Raw genomic sequence first — 17184 nt, forward strand, 5'->3', positions numbered from 1 at the left:
CCAGGCCAGTGCCAGGCCTGAGTCGACGGGGGCAGAGATCGCCGGTGGTTAGCCCCCCGCGGGGCAGAGGTGGAAGAGGCTCGGCGGCCAGTAGACAACAGCCGGACGGTTCGCAGCCAGTGGTCCGACGGTTGGTCCGAAGGAGCGCCGAGCCTCTTTCCTTGTGCCTGGGGCCGGACCGTATCCACGGTGATCGACGACCCTTCGACTTCTGAGGTCTTTCACTTCCTCGCACTCTGCTGATCTCCCTTCACTTTCCGCGATCGCTGCTTGTTGGCTACTGACCGGATACATTGGCGTGTCCGGAACGTTGTACGGTCGTGCGACCGGCGTCGGCCGGGCCGTGAGGACAAGGGGATACCGCGTGGACCGTTTGAAGGCTCTGGGACGCGTCCTGCCGAGGGTTGCGGTGGCCGTCGGTGCCGGCGCCCTGCTCGGCCTGGCCTTCGAACCGCACGACCATCCCTGGCTGACGATCATCGCCGTACCGCTCTTCCTGGCCGCGCTGAACGGCGCCTCGGCCAAGGCCGGCTTCCTGATCGGCGCCGGCTTCGGCATCACGTACTACGCGGTCCTGGTTCCCTGGCTCACGGTCATCGGTGGGGATGCCGCGATCGCGCTGGCCATCCTCGAAGGGCTGTTCTATGCGGTCTTCGGGTTGTTCGCGACGCAGGTGCTGAAGCTCAAGCTGTGGATGCTGTGGATCCCGTGCATGTGGGTCGCGACCGAGTTCGCGGCCGCTTCCGTTCCGTTCGGCGGCTTCCCGTGGGGACGGCTCGCGTGGGCGCTCTCGGACTCCCCGGTCGGCAGGCTGGCATCATTCGTCGGCATCCCGGGCCTGAGCTTCGTCGTCGCGCTGCTCGGAGTCCTCGTGTACGCCGTACTGCGGTTGAAGAGCAGCGTGCGGCTCCGGATCGTCGCGCTGGTCGCGGGAGTGGCGATCGTCGGTGGCAGCTCGCTGATCACCCTGTCGACCGAGGGCAACGGCAAGACCGTGACGGCGGCGATGGTGCAGGGCAATGTGCCCGGCAAGGGACTGGAGTTCCTCGGCCGCGCCAGGACCGTCACGCGCAACCACCTGGCCGCGACGCTCGACCTGCAGAAGCGGGTCGAGGAGGGCACCGAGGCGAAGCCGGACGTGGTGATCTGGCCGGAGAACTCGACCGACATCGACCCGTTCCAGGACTCCGAGACCAGGGCCGACATCGAGGAGGCGGTCAAGGCCGTCGGCGTACCGATCCTGGTCGGTGCAGTCCTCGACGGCCCGGGTCCGAACGAGCGGCAGACCACCGGCGTCGTCTGGGACCCGGTCAGCGGACCCGGCCAGATCTACGCCAAGCGGCACCCGGTGCCCTTCGGTGAGTACATTCCCTTCCGCGACCAGTTGCTGCCGTACATCAAGCGCCTCGAAATGATCGGGCGGCAGACGGCTCCCGGCAAGGTCCCCGGGGTGATGCCGATCCGCGGCGTCACGTACGGCGATGTGATCTGCTTCGAGCTCGCCTACGACAAGGTGATCTCGGACGTGGTCAAGGGAGGTGCCCAGGTCCTGGTGGTGCAGACGAACAACGCGACGTACGGCGACACCGGGCAGCCCGAGCAGCAGTTCGCGATCACCCGGATGCGGGCGATCGAGACCGGCCGGACCGTGCTGATCGCGTCGACCAGCGGGATCTCCGGAGTGATCCGGCCGAACGGCAAGGTCGAGCACAAGTCCGGGCAGTTCGTCCGCGACGTGTACGTAGCGAATGTGCCGATCCGGGACACGGAGACGCTGGCGATCAAGCTCGGCAGCTGGCCGCAGTGGATCCTGACCGGCCTGGGCATCGTCGGCATCGTGCTGGCCCTGGTGGCCCGCCGCCGCCGGCGTGACGACGGGCCGGACACCCCGCCCTCGCCGACGCGGAGCCGTGAGAAGGTTCCGGCCTGAGCCGCACTTCCCCGGTGCGCAACACTGGAGGGAATCGCCGGAAGGGGTAGGACATGCCGTGGCTCGTAGCACTGGCGCTGCTGGTGGTGCCGATCGTGGAGATCTTCGTGATCATCCAGATCGGCCAGGTGATCGGCGGCTGGCCGACGGTCGGACTGTTGCTCGTCGAGAGCGCTCTCGGCGCGTGGATCATCAAGCGCGAGGGCCGGCGGGCGTGGAACGCGCTGCAGTCCGCACTGCAGACCGGCAAGATGCCCGGGCGTGAGCTGTCCGACGCGGCCCTCGTCCTGGTCGGTGGAACGCTGCTGCTGACGCCGGGCTTCGTGACCGACATCTTCGGGTTCTTCTTCGTCCTGCCCTTCACCCGCCCGCTGGCCCGCCGCGGCATGCACGCGTTCCTCGGGCGCCGCGTCGCCACCCAGTTCGGCGGTGCGAACCTGGGCGGCTTCATCCCCGGCGCCGGTCCGGCCCAGCCGCCGAGACAATCCCAGGGCGACGTCATCCAGGGCGAGGTCATCGACCCCGACAAGCACCACCCCCCGACCCAGTAACCTCACCACCCCCCGAGCCAGTAGCCTCGCCTGCCGCCAAGCCAGTAGCCTCACCTGCCGCCGAGCCAGCAACCTCGCCGGCCGCCGTCCGACCGACCACTCCGCCGGACGCCCAGGCCATCACAACCGAGCCTGCCGGGCGGCGATCCCGCGGGCAGCGGCCTGAGCCCTGCGAATGTGATGGCCTGGACGTCCGCATCACTGGCGGGAACAGCGCCGCGCGGGGCGGACCTGCCGCACTCACCAACCCTCGCATCGCATCCTCACCGGCCGCGAGTCGAGCGTGATCCAGCCCGACCCCACACAGTTGGTGAGTGGCAGACGTCCGCACTCCCGGACCGGCGGACGGGATCGGCGGGGAGCGGGGAGGTGGAGGGGGGTCGTCGTCGGTGGAGACGGCGGCGGGGGTCAGGCGAACGGGCCCTTGACCGCGAAGGCGTAGTCGGCGAACCGTTCGGCCATCGTGCGATGGGTCTCGCCGTCGGGATGCAGATCGTCCGGCAGCGGTCGTACGGCGTTGTCCGCCTCGCCGTACAGGACGCGGCCGTCGAGGTAGTGGAGGTTCGGGTCGTCGGCGGCGCGTTGCTCGACGATCCGGGAGAGCTCGGCACGGATCACGGACAACGTCAGCTTGCCGGCTGCGACCTCCTCCGGATCCCCGGTGGCCGCGAACCGGACCTTTCCCTCACCGAGCGCGGACAGATCCCAGCCCGTCGGTCCCGGGGTGTCCTCATGGATCGGGCACAGGATGGGGGAGACGACCAGCAGCGGAGTCGTCGGGTGGCCTTCGCGGATGGTGTCCAGGAAACCGTGGACAGCCGGGGTGAACGAACGCAGCCGCAGAGAGTCCGTGTTCACGATGTTGATGCCCAGCTTGACGCTGATGAGCTCAGCTGGGGTGTCCCGCATGGTGCGCGCGGTGAACGGCTGCAGGAATGAGCTGCCCGCGAACCCCAGGTTGACCAGCTCCACGTCGCCCTGAGCGGCGGCCAACGCCGGCCAGGTGCCCGTCGGGCTGGAGGCGTCGGAGCCGTGGCTGATCGAGCTGCCATGGTGCAGCCACACTCGTCGGCCGCCGGCCGGGACCGGCTCGACCAGCGCATCGGTGCGCAGGGCAACGAGTTCGGTGGTCTCGTTGTGCGGCAGCCAGAGCTCGACGGTCTTAGGCTCGTCGCTCAGGCCGTCGAAGCGCACCGTGCCCGACTCACCGCGCCGGGTCTCGGCCGCCCCGGTCATCAGATCGATCGTGATGACATCGCCGGCCTCCACGCTGGCCTGTCCGATCAGCTTGCCGTCGACAACGAAGTCGTAGACGCCGTCCGGTCGCGTAGGTGCGCCCACGTAATCCCGCTTGGTGGGCAGAGTCTCCAGCTCGACCACGGTCGCGCGCGTCCGGAATACCAGACGTACTCCGGACGGCTGCGATTCCGCCATCTCCAGCTGCCCGTCGACGTACTGCGAGCGCGCCCAGGCGGGCAGCCGATGCGGCAGTACGCCGCGATCGGTCTGCTCCAGCTCGAGCGCGCCACGCAGGAGTTCGAGGGTGATGGGGGTGCTGATCAAGTTGCCGGCCACAACCTCATTATCTGTCAGCGGGACGGCGTGGCGCCGGGATTGCGGAAGCCGCCGGCGAGAGCGCCTTGACGAACGGTCGTGGCGGTCAGGGAGCCGTCGGCGTTCTGGCCGCTGACGACGACCTGCTCGCCGGCCTTCAGATCGGTCGCCGTCCCCTTATTGGTGATCTCGTACGTCGTGTCGCCGGTCAACTTGACCGTGACGTCGCCGTTCTGCGTCTTCACCACGAGCTGCGAGCCGCTCGCCGAGACGACTGTTCCGATCGCCGCGCTGCCCTGCCCACCACCGGGCCGCTGGCCCTGACCCTGACCCTGACCCTGTCCTTGACCGTTCTGACCGCGGAAGCCGCCGTACCCGCCGCCGAATCCACGACCTGCCTGCGGCGACTGCGTCGTACTGTCCGAGGCGAAGGCCGCGTGCAGGCCCGCGCCGCCGGCCAGGCCGACGGCCAGCACGACAACGCCCGCGAGAATCGCGGTCGCGATCGGCAGGTTGAGGGTCTTCTTCGGCTTGAGCGCCGTGTCGACCTCCTCGTCGGACCCGATCTGGGCGAACTCATCGGGCGTCTGGTTGCTCATCGAACAGCCTCTCTCACTCGTGACGTAGTGCATCGATGGGACGGAGACCGGCGGCACGGTGCGCCGGCATGCTGCCGAAGAACAGGCCGACAGCCGCGGATACGCCGAGGGCGAGCCCGATCGACGACGGCACCAGCACCGGTTGCACCCCGGCCAGCTGGAAGCGGGTGACGATCAGCGCGACGGCGACACCGACCGCGCCGCCGATGAGACTGAGCAGCGTCGCCTCGATGAGGAACTGCCCGAGGATCGTCCGCCGCCGCGCGCCGAGTGCCTTGCGAATCCCGATCTCGCGGGTCCGCTCGGTGACGGTGACCAGCATGATGTTGGTGACCCCGATTCCGCCGACGACCAGACTGATCGCGGCGACGGTCGCCAGCAGCGCGGTGAAGGTCGCGGCGGTGTCCTGGCTGGTCTGCAGGATCTGCGCGGAGTTGGTGATCCGGAACGGCGAGGTCTGGTCGGTCGGCACCTGGTGCCGCGCGGCCAGCAACTGGGTGACCTCGGCCTGCGCGGTGTCGACCCGGTCCTTGTCCGCCGCCTGTACGACGATCTGGTTCAGCGGACCGTATCCGGCCTGGGTGGCACGCAGCGTGCTGATCGGCACGATCGCGGTCGCGTTCGGATCCGAGAAGCCGGTGCTGTCCTTGCTCGCCAGCACACCGCGGACGACGAAGTCCACGGCGCCGAGCTTGATGGTCTGGCCGACCGCGGTTGCGGGCCTGGTGAACAACTCGGTCGCGGCCGTCTGCCCGAGCAGGATGACCCGCTGCGACGTGTCGACATCCTGCTGGGTGAAGGACTGTCCGAGTTCGACCGGCGTGTTGGTGGCCGGCATGTAGTCCGGCGTCGTACCGATCACCTGGTTCACGGTGTAGCTGGTGTCGCCGCTGGTCGCCGTACCCGAGCTCGTCATGACTGGGGCGACCGCGGAGACATCGGGCGCGAGGCGGTCGTCGGCCAGCGCGGCGGCGTCGGCGAGGGTCAGGCTGTACTGCTGGGCCGACGGTCCGGCCTGACCACGGGCGAAGCCGCCACCACCGCCGGTCGTGGACACCGTGAGCAGGTTGGTGCCCATCGCCTCCAGCCGGGCCTGCACCGCCTTCCCCGAGCCGTTGCCGACAGCAACCAGGACGATGACCGCGCCGACCCCGATGGAGACGCCGAGGACGGTCAGCAGGGAGCGCAGCTTGTTCGCGCTGAGGCCGCGCAGCGCCGCACCCATGAGGTCGCGAGGTGTCATCGGCGGGTCACCTCGTCCGCGACGATCCGGCCGTCGGCGACCTGGATCAGCCGCCGGGCCCGGGCCGCCACGTCGTGCTCGTGGGTGATCACGACGACCGTGCGACCGTCGGCGTTCAGCTGGTCGAACATGCCGAGCACCTCGTCGGTCGAGTGTGCGTCCAGGTTGCCCGTCGGCTCGTCGGCGAGCAGGATCCGCGGGCCGGTGGCGAGGGCACGGGCGATGGCTACCCGTTGCTGCTGGCCGCCGGAGAGCTCGTTCGGCCGGTGGTCGGCGCGGTCCGACAGACCGACCAGGTCCAGCGCGCGGGCGGCTCGCTTGCGTCGCTCGGCACGACGCAGATGCGCGTACGTCAGCGGGAGCTCGACGTTGGCCAGGGCGGTGGTCCGGGGGATCAGGTTGAAGGACTGGAAGATGAAGCCGATCTTGCGGCCGCGGACGAGCGCCTGCTGGTCCTCCGTCAGCCGGGCGACGTTACTGCCGTCCAGCCAGTACTCACCGCGGCTCGGGACGTCGAGGCATCCCAGGATGTTCATCAGCGTCGACTTGCCGGATCCGGACGAGCCCATCACGGCGACGTACTCACCGGCCCCGACGCGCAGGGAGACACCGCGTAGTGCGTGGACGGCGGTCTCGCCGGCGCCGTACGTCTTGGTGACGTCCCGGATCTCGATCAGGGCGTCAGCGGCCACGGTTGCCCCCGGCACCCGTACCGGTCCGCGGGAACTGTCCGGTCCCGAGCTGTCCCTGGCCTCCGCCGGGGAACTGCCCGGTCCGGCCGTTCTGGTTGCCCGTGCCACCGATCGCGCCCTGGAGCAACTCGACCCGGTCGCCCTCGTTCAGTCCGGACGTGATCTGGGTGAAGCTGTCACCCCGCACGCCGACCTTCACTTCCCGCGTCCCGCCACCATCGGCCATCGTCACCGTGTACGTCGTACCGCTGGTCGCGACCGCCGTACTCGGCACATAGAGAGCGTCGGCTGCCTTCGCGGTCTGGACCGTGACGTTGGCGGTCTGGCCGATCCGGGCGTTCGCGGGGATCTTGGCCAGTGAGAAGGTCGCGGAGTACGCGACGACACCGTTGGTGGTGGTCGGGGTCGGCGACACCGAGGCGAGCGTCGCGGTGAGCGTCGTACCCGGCTCCGCGTTCAGGGTGACGGTGGCCGACTGGCCCGCCTTGATCTTGATCGCGTCCGCCTCGGGGAACGACGCGGCTACCTGGAGGGACTTGAGGTCGGAGATGTCGACGAAGCCGGAGGGTGAGGATGTCGTCGTACTCGAGGTGCTGGACCCTGAACCTTGACCTGAGGTCGAGCCCCCGCCGCCTGAACCACTGCTCGAACTCGAGCCGCCGGTGACCGAGCCGACGCTGCCGTTGATCGCGGTGATCGTGCCGGCGATGGGTGCCTTGAGCGTGGTCGCGTCGACCGCGGCCTGCGCGCCCTCCACGTCCTGGTCGGCCTGCTCCTTGTCGGCCTTCGCGCGGGCCAGGCTCGCCTCCGCGTTGCTGACCACCACCTCGGGGCTCTGACCTTGGTTCTGGTTCTGACTCTGTGCCTGCTGCCCGTTGGTCGCTGTCGGGCTGGGGGAGGCCGACGCCTCCGCTGCGGCCTCGGCAGCGTCCTGTGCGTCGTCGAGCGACTCACCGGCCGCGGTGACCGAGTTGGCCGCGGCGATCTGGTTCTGGTCGGCGATTCGGAGTTGCCGCTCGGCGGCGGACGGGTCCACCTTGGCGATCGCGGCGCCCTTGGCGACCACCTGGCCGACCTTGACCAGGATCTGGGTGACCGTGCCGGACGTCTCGAACTGCGGCGACGCGGTCTGCGAGCTCTGCAGCGTGCCGCTGGAGCTGACGCTCGCGGTCACCTCGCCGCGGGCGACGGCGAAGGTCGGACGGGTCGCGCCGGAGGCCGGCGTGTCCTTGCGGAAGAACAGGAGGTAGGCCGTGATCGCGATCGCCAGGACGACGGCCACCAGGGAGACGTTGAGCAGGCTGAGGCCACGGAGCTTGTGGCGGGGTAGCACCATGGGTGCAGACGCTAAGGACGTTTGCTGAGGAACTGATCCCTGATTCCTGGCAACTGGCTGTGAAGTTCGCGCGTCGTACGACGGACGGTTCGCGACACACCGTGATGTGTGAACACTCGATGACAGGGCGTCACGACGGTGCTGTCAGGTGCATACATATGGCTCGGGCATGCCAAAATGGGAATGATCCGGGCCGGCCGACCGTTGGCACGGATGACGATCTCGGAGGTTTGACATGTCTAATCGCGTACTGCGTGGTTCGGGGCTGGGTGGGGTCAGCTTCGAGGATGACCGTGGTGTTGAGTTCGCTCCGCGCCAGATGATTACGTACGACTGCCCCCGCGGCCACGTGGTCGAGGTCACCATGGCGCACGACGCCGAGGTGCCCGCGATCTGGGAGTGCCCGCACTGCGGCAGCGAGGCTGCCCGCTCGACCGGTGAGAAGCCGGAGCCGAAGCAGGAGAAGCCGGCCCGTACGCACTGGGACATGCTGCGTGAGCGTCGCAGCATCTCCGAGCTGGAGGAGCTCCTCGCCGAGCGGGTCGAGCTGCTCCGCAAGGGCGAGATCGGCCCCGCGCACCTGCACCGGACCAAGCGCACCGCCTGAGCAAGACCTGACGGGCCCTTACCGCAACGACGCGGTCAGGGCCCGTTTCTCATGTCAGCTGCGGGTCGCGGTCAGTGTCAGCGCGGTGAAGTCCATCTGGAAGCTGCCGCCGGCGGCGTCGACCGCAGCGCCGAGCAGTTGTTCGACGCCGCCGAACGCGTGCTGCTCCGAGATGGCCCGGACGCGTTGACGAGCCGGGCCGTCACCACCGAGGCCGGCTGCGCGAAGGGCGTGCTGCATCGGCACTTCACGGACTTCGACACGTTCCTGACCGAGCTCGTGCAGGACCGGATCCGCCGGCTCGGCGGTCAGGGCGATCTGCTGCTGGGATGCGTCGGTCGCGGGGCGATCGCCGACAACCTCACCGGCTTCCTGACCGAGTTGTTCAGCTCGGTCGCCGTCGCGATCGTCGGGTTGACCATCTCCCGGGACGGACTGCGCGCCAGGCTGCGGCAATCGAGCCCCACCGGGGTTCCGATCCTCACCGAGGCCGTCGCCGCGATCGCCGGCTACCTGACAGCCGAGCGATCGCGGGCGACTCGAAGCCGGTGCCGATGTCGACACACTGGCCCTGACCCTGATCGGATCCGCGCACATGCTGTTCGCCGACCGGACCGGCACACCGCCAAGTCCCGAAGCGCTGCAGCGGCTGGTCGGGTCTGTCGTACCTCAGACCAGGGTGGGCTGAGTGTTGCCCGCTTCGGTGATGCCGCGGCGCATGTCGACGCGGGAGAGCAGAGCCAGGCCGATGAGGAAGAAGAGGCCGAGGGCAACGATCGCGGGCCGGTAGGAGCCGGTGATCTGGTGAACCAGGCCGAAGACCAGCGTGCCGAGCCACGACGTACCGCGCTCGCCGGCCTGGTAGAGCGAGAAGTACTCCGCCTCGCGGCCCTTCGGGATCAGCTGGCTGAACGCCGACCGGGACAGCGCCTGGGTCCCACCGAGGACGACGCCGATCGCGACGCCCATCGCCAGGAACGGCGCGATCTGCTTGGCCGGGAGCAGGAAGCCGGCGATCACGATCAGCATCCAGACCACCAGCCCGCCCATGATCGTCAGCTTGGTCCCGAACCGGCGGGCGAACCGCCCGAATGCGAGCGCACCGAAGAACGCCACGAACTGCACCAGCAGGATCGTCGCGATCAGCACCTGGGTCTCGAACCCGAGCTGCTTCTCGCCGTACGTCGACGACACCGAGATGACGGTCTGGATCCCGTCGTTGAAGAACAGGTACGCGATCAGGAACAGCAACGTCACCGGGTAGGTGCGCATGTGCTTGAGCGTCGCTGACAGCTGACCGAAGCTCTGCCGGACGATGTTGCCGCGCACGGGCTCGACCAAGACCGGTGGGCGGTTCCGCAGTTTGGTGAACGGGATGAACGTGAACGCGCCCCACCACAGGCCGGCGCTGAGCAGACTGAGCCGAACCGCCGTCCCTTGGCTCAGACCGAGCGCGTCGTGGGCGGTGACCACGCCGAGGTTGATCGCGAGCAGGATGAAGCCGCCGAGGTAGCCGAACGCCCAGGCGCGCGACGAGACGTCGTCCCGCTCGTCCGGGCCGGCGATGTCGATCAGGATCGAGTCGTAGACGACCAGGGACGACCCCAGGCACAGGTTGCCGATCAGCAGGAGGAGCGCCCCGAGCTCCCAGCGGCCGCCGCCGACGAACACCATGCAGCAGGCCGCGAGCGCGCCGGTCCAGGCGAAGCCGCACATCAGCAACTTCTTGCGCGCCATCCGGTCCGCGATCGCACCGACGACAGGCAGGAACAGCGCCGACACCAGCGTCGCGACCGTGACCACGTAGAAGGCCAGCGAACCGGGGGACAGGCCCAGCCCCAGGACGTCGAGGTTGGTGTGGCACGGCTTGTCCGAGGTCCCGACGTACCCGCAGGCCGCGGTCTCGGCGACGGAGGTCAGGTACGGCGCGAACAGCACCGTGCCGACGGTGGTGACGTAGCCGGAGTTGGCCCAGTCGTAGAGGCTGAACCCCCAGTACTCCCGCTTGTCGACCGCCGCCGGGGCGGAGAGAAGTCCCATGCGCAGGAGTGTGTCAGGTCCGGGGGACGAAGCGGCGTACCCGCGGATAACACTTCAGTGGCCGATTTCCTGCCACTGTCCGCGCTCGATGAGCACGTCCCGGAGGACGTCGGTGCGGTCGGTGATGATGCCGTCGATCCCGGCGTCGAGCAGGCGCCGCATGTCGGCCGGATCGTCGACCGTCCAGACGTGTACCTGCTTGCCCAGGGCATGGGCTCGCCGGATCAGCCCCGGCGTGAGCACCCGGAGCGGACCGTAGTTCTGCGGAATCTGCAGGCAGGCCCCGCGCGCCTTCAGCGGGATGGGCAGGAACCGGATCAGCGCTGTCTCCCAGTCGCCGTACCCCGTGCACAGGCGCGGCCCCAGCTCGCGCCGGATCCGGCGTACCCGGGACTGCGAGAACGACGAGACGCAGACGCGGTCGATCGCGTTCGCCGAGCGCAGCACCTCGGCGGCCGGGTGCAGCCCGTTCTCCGCCTTGATGTCGAGGTTGAACCGGACCTCCGGGAGATGTTCGAGCAGTTGGTCCAGCCGGGGGATCGGCTCGTGGCCGTTGATCCTCGCCTTGCTCACCTCGGACCACGGCAGCTCTGCGACCACGCCGGTCCGGTCGGTCACCCGGTCGAGCTTGCTGTCGTGGAACGCGATCACGACCCCGTCACTGGTGGCGTGCAGGTCGGTCTCCAGGTATCGGTAGCCGAGTCCTACCGCGTGCTCGAAGGCGCGCAGCGAGTTCTCGTAGCCGATGTTGTCCGGGTGCCTTGCGCCGCCACGGTGGGCCATCGCGATCGGCCCATCGTGGTCGAGGTAGGGGTACACGACAGGAAGTATGTACCGTTTGCGTGGTGACGCTACTCAGCCCCCGCCCCGACCTGTGGACCCTCGACCCCGGCGTACTGCACCTGAACCACGGTTCGTACGGCGCAGTGCCGCGGCGTACCCAGGAACTGATGGCCGCCCTGCGCACCGAGACCGAGGCCAACCCGATGGCGTGGTTCCGCTCGGTGGCGGACCAGTTGACCACGAGCCGTCTCGAGTTGGCGTCGTACCTGCGGACCGACCCGGCCGGCTTCGCCCTGGTCCCGAACGCCAGCGCCGGGGTGACCGTCGCGCTCGCCACGCTGCCGATCCCACCCGGCAGCCGGATCGTGTTGACCAACCACGCGTACGGCGCGGTCCGGTACGCCGCCGAGCGGTTCGCCAGGGCCAATCGGGCCGAGGTCGTCGTGGTCGACGTACCGCTGGAGGCCGACGACGAGACGGTCGTATCGCTGATCGCGGGTCAGCTCGATCAGGCGTCCGTGCTCATCGTGGACCAGATCAGCTCGGCGACGGCCATGGTGTTCCCGATCGGGGACCTCGTCGCACTCTGCCGGGACCGCGACGTGGCGATCGTGGTCGACGGCGCGCATGCACCCGCCCTCATCGACGCTCCGGCTGCCGACGCCGCCGACTTCTGGACCGGCAACTTCCACAAGTGGCCGGCCTCGCCGCGGGCGACCGCGGGTCTGGTGGTCGCGGAGAAGTGGCGGTCGGAGACGCTGCCGCTGATCGTGTCGTGGTCGGAGTACGACGAGCGGATGCCGGAGCGCTTCGACATGCAGGGCACGTACGACTACGTCCCATGGATCGCCGCGCCCGAGTCACTGCGGGTGCTGGACGAACTCGACTGGCCGGTACGACGCTCGCAGCTGAGCAATCTGATCGACGAGGGCGCTCGCATCATCGCGAAGGCCTTGGCGACCGGTGTCGCCGAGGTCGTGCGCCCCGCGGCGACGATGCGGCTCGTCGAGCTGCCGTCGTCCGTCGACCTCACCGCCGGGGAGGCGTTCAAGGTCCGGGTGTCGCGTGAGCTGAAGGCCGAGATCACGCTGACCGGCTTCGACGGCCGCGGCTTCATCCGGCTGTCCGCTCACGCCTACAACTCGCTGCAGGACTACAAGTCCCTCGCCGAGCGGCTGCCTGCGTTGCTCTGAAGGTCGCTGAACGACCGCTCGCCGTGCACCGCCAACTCGGCCAGTACGGCGGCGGGGTCGCCGGCCTCGACGAGCTCGAGCAAGGTCCGGTGCCGCCCCTGCTCGTGGAGATCCTCGTAGAAGTGCTCGCGGGCGTAGAGATTGCGCGCCATGCAGAGGAGCAGTTGTTGCTGCACTGACGCGTACGCCTCCTCGAGCCGCCGGTGCCCGGCGAGAGCGATCAGCGAGGCGTGGAAGCGGTAGCCGGCCTGGACGAGACTGCCGCGGTCCTCGGCATCCGCGCAGTGCTCCATCTCGCCCAGCGCCTCCTGCGCGTCCTTGAGCCGGTCGGGGAATCGCACCGGCACGCCAAGCTCGATGGCGAGTCGCTCCAGTGCGGTGCGAAGCGTCAGAATCTCGAACACGTCCTGGTCGGTCAGCGGCAAGGAGGTCGGCTTCTGGGGCTCGGAGAACGGGATGGGCGCGTTGAAGGCCGGTGCGGCCGAGATCGTCACCGACGGGTACTGCCGGGACACCGCGGAGATCGTTGCCCAGCGCACCCCGATCTGTTCGCGGGCCCGGGGCCGCACGATCATCCCCGGCCGGATCAAGGTGGTCGAGACGCAGACCACCGTCGCCTGTGGTGGCACGCAGGTGAGCCCCGGCGACATGGTCGGCTGCGACGACGACGACGGCGTGATCGTGGTCCCGGCCGAGGTCGCCGACGAGGTCGCGGTCCACGCCCGCGCGATCCTGCTTGCGGACATGCGGGCCCGGCGCAAGCACTACGAGGCCCTCGGCATCATGCCGGACACCTCAGTCGACTACGAGGCGGTCGAGGCGTACTACGCCGCCGTCTGACCGACTGTCGGTGGCGGCGGTTAGGGTCGCGGACCATGATCGAGACTTCGTACAACACCGTCGCCGCCGACTACCACCGACTCCTCAAGGACATCCTGCTGGAGCAGCCGTCCGAGCGTCCCGCTCTGGACCGGTTCGCCGAGCTGGTCGGGGACGGGCCGGTCGGCGACCTCGGGTGCGGCACGGGGCGGATCACGACGTACCTCGCCTCGCTTGGACTGGATGTGTTCGGCATCGACCTGTCGCCGGGGATGGTCGAGGTCGCCCGCCAGGAGTATCCCGATCTGCGGTTCGAGGTCGGGAGCCTGTTCGACCTCGACCTGAAGGACGACGAGTTGGCCGGCGCTCTCGCGTGGTACTCACTGGTCCACACGCCGCGCGAGGATCTCCCGGCCGTGTTCGCGGAGATCTTCCGGGTGGTGCGGCCGGGCGGCTACCTGGTCCATGGCTTCAAGGTCGGCGGTGGGAGCCGGCACCTTTCCCACGCCTACGGTCATGACGTCGATCTGGAGGTCTACACGTTCGATCCTGCCGATGTGTCCGCCCTGCTGGCCGACGCCGGGTTTGCCGAGGTCGTGACGATGCCGCGACCGCAGATCCCGGGCGAGAAGGACCCGCAGGCGGCGGTGATCGTTCGCAAGCCGGAGTGATCAGCCCTTGACCGCGCCCGAGGTCAGGCCGGCGACGATTTGGCGGTTGAAGAAGAGGAACATGATCAGGGGTGGGATCGTGATGAGCAGGATGTCCATGAACAGCAGGTTGTACTGGGTGCTGAACTGGCCGGAGAAGTTGTAGAGGGTCAGCTGGACGGTCGCGTTCTTGTCGCCGGGCAGGAAGTACAGCGGGTTCACGAAGTCGTTGAACACGTTGACCGACTGGACCACGACGACGGTGATGATGACGGATCTGAGCAGCGGGAAGATGACCCCGAAGAACAACCGCAACGGCCCGGCCCCATCGATGATCGCCGCCTCGTCGAGCTCGCGGGGAATGGTCGCGACGAACGCCCGGAACAGCAGGATGCAGAACGACAACCCGAACGCGATCTCGATCAGGATCAACCCTGGCATGGTCTTGAACAGCCCGATCTTCTGCAGCACCCAGATCGTCGGCACGACGGCCGGCGGGATGATCAGCCCGGACAGCACCAGGAAGTTGATGAAGCCGTTCCACTTGCTCTTGCGGCGCTGCAGCACGAACCCGGCCATCGCCGCCAGCACCACCATCCCGGCGACGCTGGCCACGGTCAGGATCGTGCTGTTGATGAACGCGATCACCAGCATGTAGTCACGGGCCTTGACCACGTCGACGAAGTTCTGCACGAAGTGGAACTGGTGCGGCCAGGCGAAGTCCAGGTCCGCGGACTGCTGCCGGTCCTTCACCGCGGTCAGCACGATGAACGCGAACGGGATGATGAAGACGACGATCGAGGACACGATCGCGACCGCGCTGAGCAGGTAGCTGCGGCCCGGCCGGTGGTTGACGAGTTCGGCGGTACTCACATGTCCACCTCCTTCCGGTTCAGGAACCACGACAGCGGCAGGATGATCGCGGTGACGACCAGGAACAGGATCACGTTGCCGGCCGTGGACAGACCGTAGAACCCGGCCTGGTACTGCTTGTAGATCACCGACGAGATCACGTCCGAGGTGAATCCGGGTCCACCACGCGTCATCGCCCAGATCAGCTCGAACGACCGCAGGCCGCCGATCAGCGACAGGATGATCACGGTGACGGTGGCCGGCTTGCACAGTGGCAGCACGATCCGGCGGAACGACTCCCACGACCCGGCGCCGTCCACCCGGGCGGCCTCCATGTACTCCCGCGGGATCGACACGATCCCGGCGATGTAGATCAGGGTCGCCAGCCCGACGCCCTTCCACACATCGACAGCGGCGATCGACATCAGCGCCCACTTCGGGTCGGTCAGCCACCCGGGTCCCTGGATGCCGAGCACGCCCAGGGCCCCGTTGATGATGCCGCGCTCGGGGTTCATCAGCACCTGGAAGAGCAGGCCGACGCCGACCGTACTGACCAGCACCGGGAAGAAGACGACCGAGCGCAGGTACCCGCGGCCGACGATCTGCGAGGTCAGCAGGACGGCGAGCAGCAGGCCGAGCACGACCTTCGAACCCGACGTCACTACGGCGTAGATCAACGTGTTGGTGAAGCCCTTGACCAGGGCCGGCTCCTGGAAGAACGTGATGAAGTTCTCCAGCCCGATGAACTTGGACTCGAACAGGCTCCACCGGGTCAGGCTGTAGTAGAACGAGGCGAACGTCGGAACGAGAAACAGGACGGTGTAGATCACCGCGGTCGGCAGGTAGAACCACAACGAGTACGGCTTGTAGACCTTCCCCCCGGCCGCCGGAGCGGCCGGGGTCGCGTCGCTACGCGAGCGCGGGCGAATCGAAGTGATGGCCACAGACCTTCACCAACCAGCCAGTCCGAGCTGCTGGGCCTGCTTCTTGACGTCCTCGTCGTACCGGGCGGCGCCGTCCTTCGCCTTCCGGATGCCGGAGCCCACCTCGACGGTGATCTGCTCCAGCGACGGGCCCTTCACCGGCGACAGGAACTCCAGCGCCAGGCTCGACGAACCCTCCTTGTCGAGGTACGGCTGCATGTCCTTGATCGACTGCGGTACGTCGTCTCCCAGCGTGCAGCCCTTGACCGCGTACGGGCCGGTCGGTGCGCCGGCGGTGTTCTGCGACGCGCAGCCGTCCGGGCTGGCGACGAACGCCTGGAACTTCTTCGCCGCGTCCAGCTTGTCGCCCTCGGTGGTCTTCGGGATGTAGAGACCGCCCGGTGTCCACAGGGTCAGGCCGTTCTTGCTCGCGTCGTCACCAGGCAGCGCGAACAGGCCGACGGTCTTGGCCGCGTCGGGGTAGGTGGCGACCATGTTCGCGACCACACCGGACAGGATCGGGTAGTGCGCACCCTTGCCGGTGGCAAGCATCTTGAGACCGTCCGGGAGCTTGGCCGAGGCGAAGTCCTTGTTCTCGTACCCGGCGTCGTGGACGGCCTCGGTGTGCTCGAATCCCTTCAGCGCGGCCGGCGACGTCGCGTACTTCGCCTGGTTCTTCGTGTACTTGTCCGCGAAGTCCGGCTCGGCCGAGGACACGTTGTGGAAGTCGCCCAGCACGAACAGCTGTGAGGTCCAGGTCTCGCCGTAGGTCTGGATCACCGGCGCGACTCCGCCACCGGAGGCCTTGATCTTGGCGTTGTTGGCCATGAACTCGGCCCAGGTCTTCGGAATCTTCAGCCCGAGCTTGGTGTAGACCGGGATGCTGTAGAGGACCGCACCGCCCTGGAACCCGCCGACAGGTGCCCCGTACACCTGGCCGTCGGCGGTCACGGTCTTCTTGAAGTTCTCGTCCAGGTCGGCGACCCACGGCTCGTCGTTGACCGACAGCAGGTTCTTCTGCGGTGCGATCGCGTTGAACAGCGACCCGGTGTTGTAGTTGAAGATGTCGACCATGTCACCGGTGGACAGCCGGGTCTTGATGATGTTGTCGCCTTCGGTGCCACCCGGTCGGGTCTCCACCTTCACGGTGATGGTCGGGTTCTTCGCGTGGAAGTCCTTGGCGAGCTGCTCGGCTTCCTTCACGTCCTGATCCTGGTTGGTGGTCAGGTATGTGATCTCGACCGAAGCACCACCACCGGCGTCGTCACTGGAACCGAGACTGCCCGCGCTGCACGCGGTCAGTGCGAGCGAGCAGGCCGCCATGACGGCCAGTCCTCTCGTGCCTGGGCGGAACGTCATCATGACCTCCAAGGGATGTTTCATCAGGGCATCTGCAGCGGGGCGGAGTCGTC

The 17184-nt window shown here is 68.1% G+C and carries 17 protein-coding genes and 1 pseudogene; 7 read left to right on the plus strand and 11 right to left on the minus strand.

Annotated elements, in window-relative coordinates; all coding sequences use genetic code 11:
- Positions 1-364: 364 nt before the first annotated feature.
- Positions 365-1930 carry an apolipoprotein N-acyltransferase gene (gene lnt, locus OG817_RS14685; RefSeq protein WP_406055005.1) on the plus strand — a complete coding sequence of 522 codons (1566 nt, stop codon included), beginning with the start codon at positions 365-367 and terminating at the stop codon, positions 1928-1930.
- A 53-nt stretch (positions 1931-1983) separates the two neighbouring features.
- The gene (locus OG817_RS14690) at positions 1984-2481 is read left to right on the plus strand and encodes an FxsA family protein (RefSeq protein WP_406055007.1); all 498 of its coding nucleotides are present in this window, start codon (positions 1984-1986) and stop codon (positions 2479-2481) included.
- 408 nt (positions 2482-2889) lie between these two features.
- Here the strand turns inward: OG817_RS14690 and OG817_RS14695 are convergent, their stop codons facing one another.
- The 5 genes from OG817_RS14695 to OG817_RS14715 are packed head-to-tail and all read right to left on the minus strand — an operon-like array spanning position 2890 to position 7905.
- A complete protein-coding gene (locus OG817_RS14695) occupies positions 2890-4056 on the minus strand; it encodes a GDSL-type esterase/lipase family protein (protein ID WP_406055009.1) in 1167 nt (388 codons plus the stop codon).
- Positions 4057-4070: 14 nt separating this feature from the next.
- Positions 4071-4634 (minus strand): DUF5666 domain-containing protein, encoded by a 564-nt coding sequence (locus tag OG817_RS14700; RefSeq protein ID WP_406055011.1) that lies wholly within the window; start codon positions 4632-4634, stop codon positions 4071-4073.
- 13 nt (positions 4635-4647) lie between these two features.
- Positions 4648-5877 (minus strand): ABC transporter permease, encoded by a 1230-nt coding sequence (locus OG817_RS14705; protein ID WP_406055013.1) that lies wholly within the window; start codon positions 5875-5877, stop codon positions 4648-4650.
- Positions 5874-6569 carry an ABC transporter ATP-binding protein gene (locus tag OG817_RS14710; protein WP_396390557.1) on the minus strand — a complete coding sequence of 232 codons (696 nt, stop codon included), beginning with the start codon at positions 6567-6569 and terminating at the stop codon, positions 5874-5876. The genes OG817_RS14705 and OG817_RS14710 overlap by 4 nt, the downstream gene beginning before the upstream one ends.
- Complete coding sequence (locus tag OG817_RS14715; protein ID WP_406055015.1) at positions 6559-7905, minus strand: efflux RND transporter periplasmic adaptor subunit; 1347 nt, start codon at positions 7903-7905, stop codon at positions 6559-6561. The genes OG817_RS14710 and OG817_RS14715 overlap by 11 nt, the downstream gene beginning before the upstream one ends.
- 235 nt (positions 7906-8140) lie before the next feature.
- Between OG817_RS14715 and OG817_RS14720 the strand changes: the two genes are divergently transcribed.
- The gene (locus tag OG817_RS14720; protein WP_131296220.1) at positions 8141-8512 is read left to right on the plus strand and encodes an RNA polymerase-binding protein RbpA; all 372 of its coding nucleotides are present in this window, start codon (positions 8141-8143) and stop codon (positions 8510-8512) included.
- Between the two features lie 51 nt (positions 8513-8563).
- A pseudogene (locus OG817_RS14725) lies at positions 8564-8713 on the plus strand (hypothetical protein); the annotation flags it as partial.
- Between the two features lie 468 nt (positions 8714-9181).
- Here the strand turns inward: OG817_RS14725 and OG817_RS14730 are convergent.
- Both OG817_RS14730 and OG817_RS14735 read right to left on the minus strand, forming a co-directional pair.
- Positions 9182-10552: an MFS transporter gene (locus OG817_RS14730; RefSeq protein WP_406055018.1), complete on the minus strand. Its 1371-nt coding sequence runs from the start codon at positions 10550-10552 to the stop codon at positions 9182-9184.
- Between the two features lie 54 nt (positions 10553-10606).
- The gene (locus OG817_RS14735) at positions 10607-11371 is read right to left on the minus strand and encodes a glycerophosphodiester phosphodiesterase (protein WP_406055020.1); all 765 of its coding nucleotides are present in this window, start codon (positions 11369-11371) and stop codon (positions 10607-10609) included.
- A 26-nt stretch (positions 11372-11397) separates the two neighbouring features.
- On the opposite strand from OG817_RS14735, the gene OG817_RS14740 reads away from it, so the two are divergent.
- A complete protein-coding gene (locus OG817_RS14740) occupies positions 11398-12528 on the plus strand; it encodes an aminotransferase class V-fold PLP-dependent enzyme (RefSeq protein ID WP_406055021.1) in 1131 nt (376 codons plus the stop codon).
- On the opposite strand, the gene OG817_RS14745 is transcribed toward OG817_RS14740, so the two are convergent.
- Positions 12489-13022 carry a GntR family transcriptional regulator gene (locus tag OG817_RS14745; RefSeq protein WP_406055023.1) on the minus strand — a complete coding sequence of 178 codons (534 nt, stop codon included), beginning with the start codon at positions 13020-13022 and terminating at the stop codon, positions 12489-12491. The two genes, OG817_RS14740 and OG817_RS14745, sit on opposite strands and share 40 nt — an antisense overlap.
- On the opposite strand from OG817_RS14745, the gene OG817_RS14750 reads away from it, so the two are divergent.
- Together OG817_RS14750 and OG817_RS14755 are read left to right on the plus strand one after the other, a co-directional pair.
- A complete protein-coding gene (locus OG817_RS14750) occupies positions 12985-13368 on the plus strand; it encodes a hypothetical protein (RefSeq protein WP_406055025.1) in 384 nt (127 codons plus the stop codon). The two genes, OG817_RS14745 and OG817_RS14750, sit on opposite strands and share 38 nt — an antisense overlap.
- A gap of 35 nt (positions 13369-13403) precedes the next feature.
- The gene (locus OG817_RS14755; protein ID WP_406055027.1) at positions 13404-14018 is read left to right on the plus strand and encodes a methyltransferase domain-containing protein; all 615 of its coding nucleotides are present in this window, start codon (positions 13404-13406) and stop codon (positions 14016-14018) included.
- Here OG817_RS14755 and OG817_RS14760 read toward each other — a convergent pair whose 3' ends face one another.
- From OG817_RS14760 to OG817_RS14770, 3 genes are read right to left on the minus strand one after another with little or no spacing between them, the layout of a single operon-like run.
- Positions 14019-14870 carry a carbohydrate ABC transporter permease gene (locus tag OG817_RS14760; RefSeq protein ID WP_360438963.1) on the minus strand — a complete coding sequence of 284 codons (852 nt, stop codon included), beginning with the start codon at positions 14868-14870 and terminating at the stop codon, positions 14019-14021.
- A complete protein-coding gene (locus OG817_RS14765; protein WP_396390543.1) occupies positions 14867-15793 on the minus strand; it encodes a carbohydrate ABC transporter permease in 927 nt (308 codons plus the stop codon). Before OG817_RS14765 ends, OG817_RS14760 begins: the two co-directional genes overlap by 4 nt.
- A 6-nt stretch (positions 15794-15799) precedes the next feature.
- Entirely contained in the window at positions 15800-17155 is a 1356-nt protein-coding gene (locus OG817_RS14770; RefSeq protein WP_406055029.1) for an ABC transporter substrate-binding protein, read from the minus strand.
- Positions 17156-17184 lie beyond the last annotated feature (29 nt).

It is taken from the genome of Kribbella sp. NBC_00889, from assembly GCF_045207705.1.
Taxonomy (GTDB): domain Bacteria; phylum Actinomycetota; class Actinomycetes; order Propionibacteriales; family Kribbellaceae; genus Kribbella.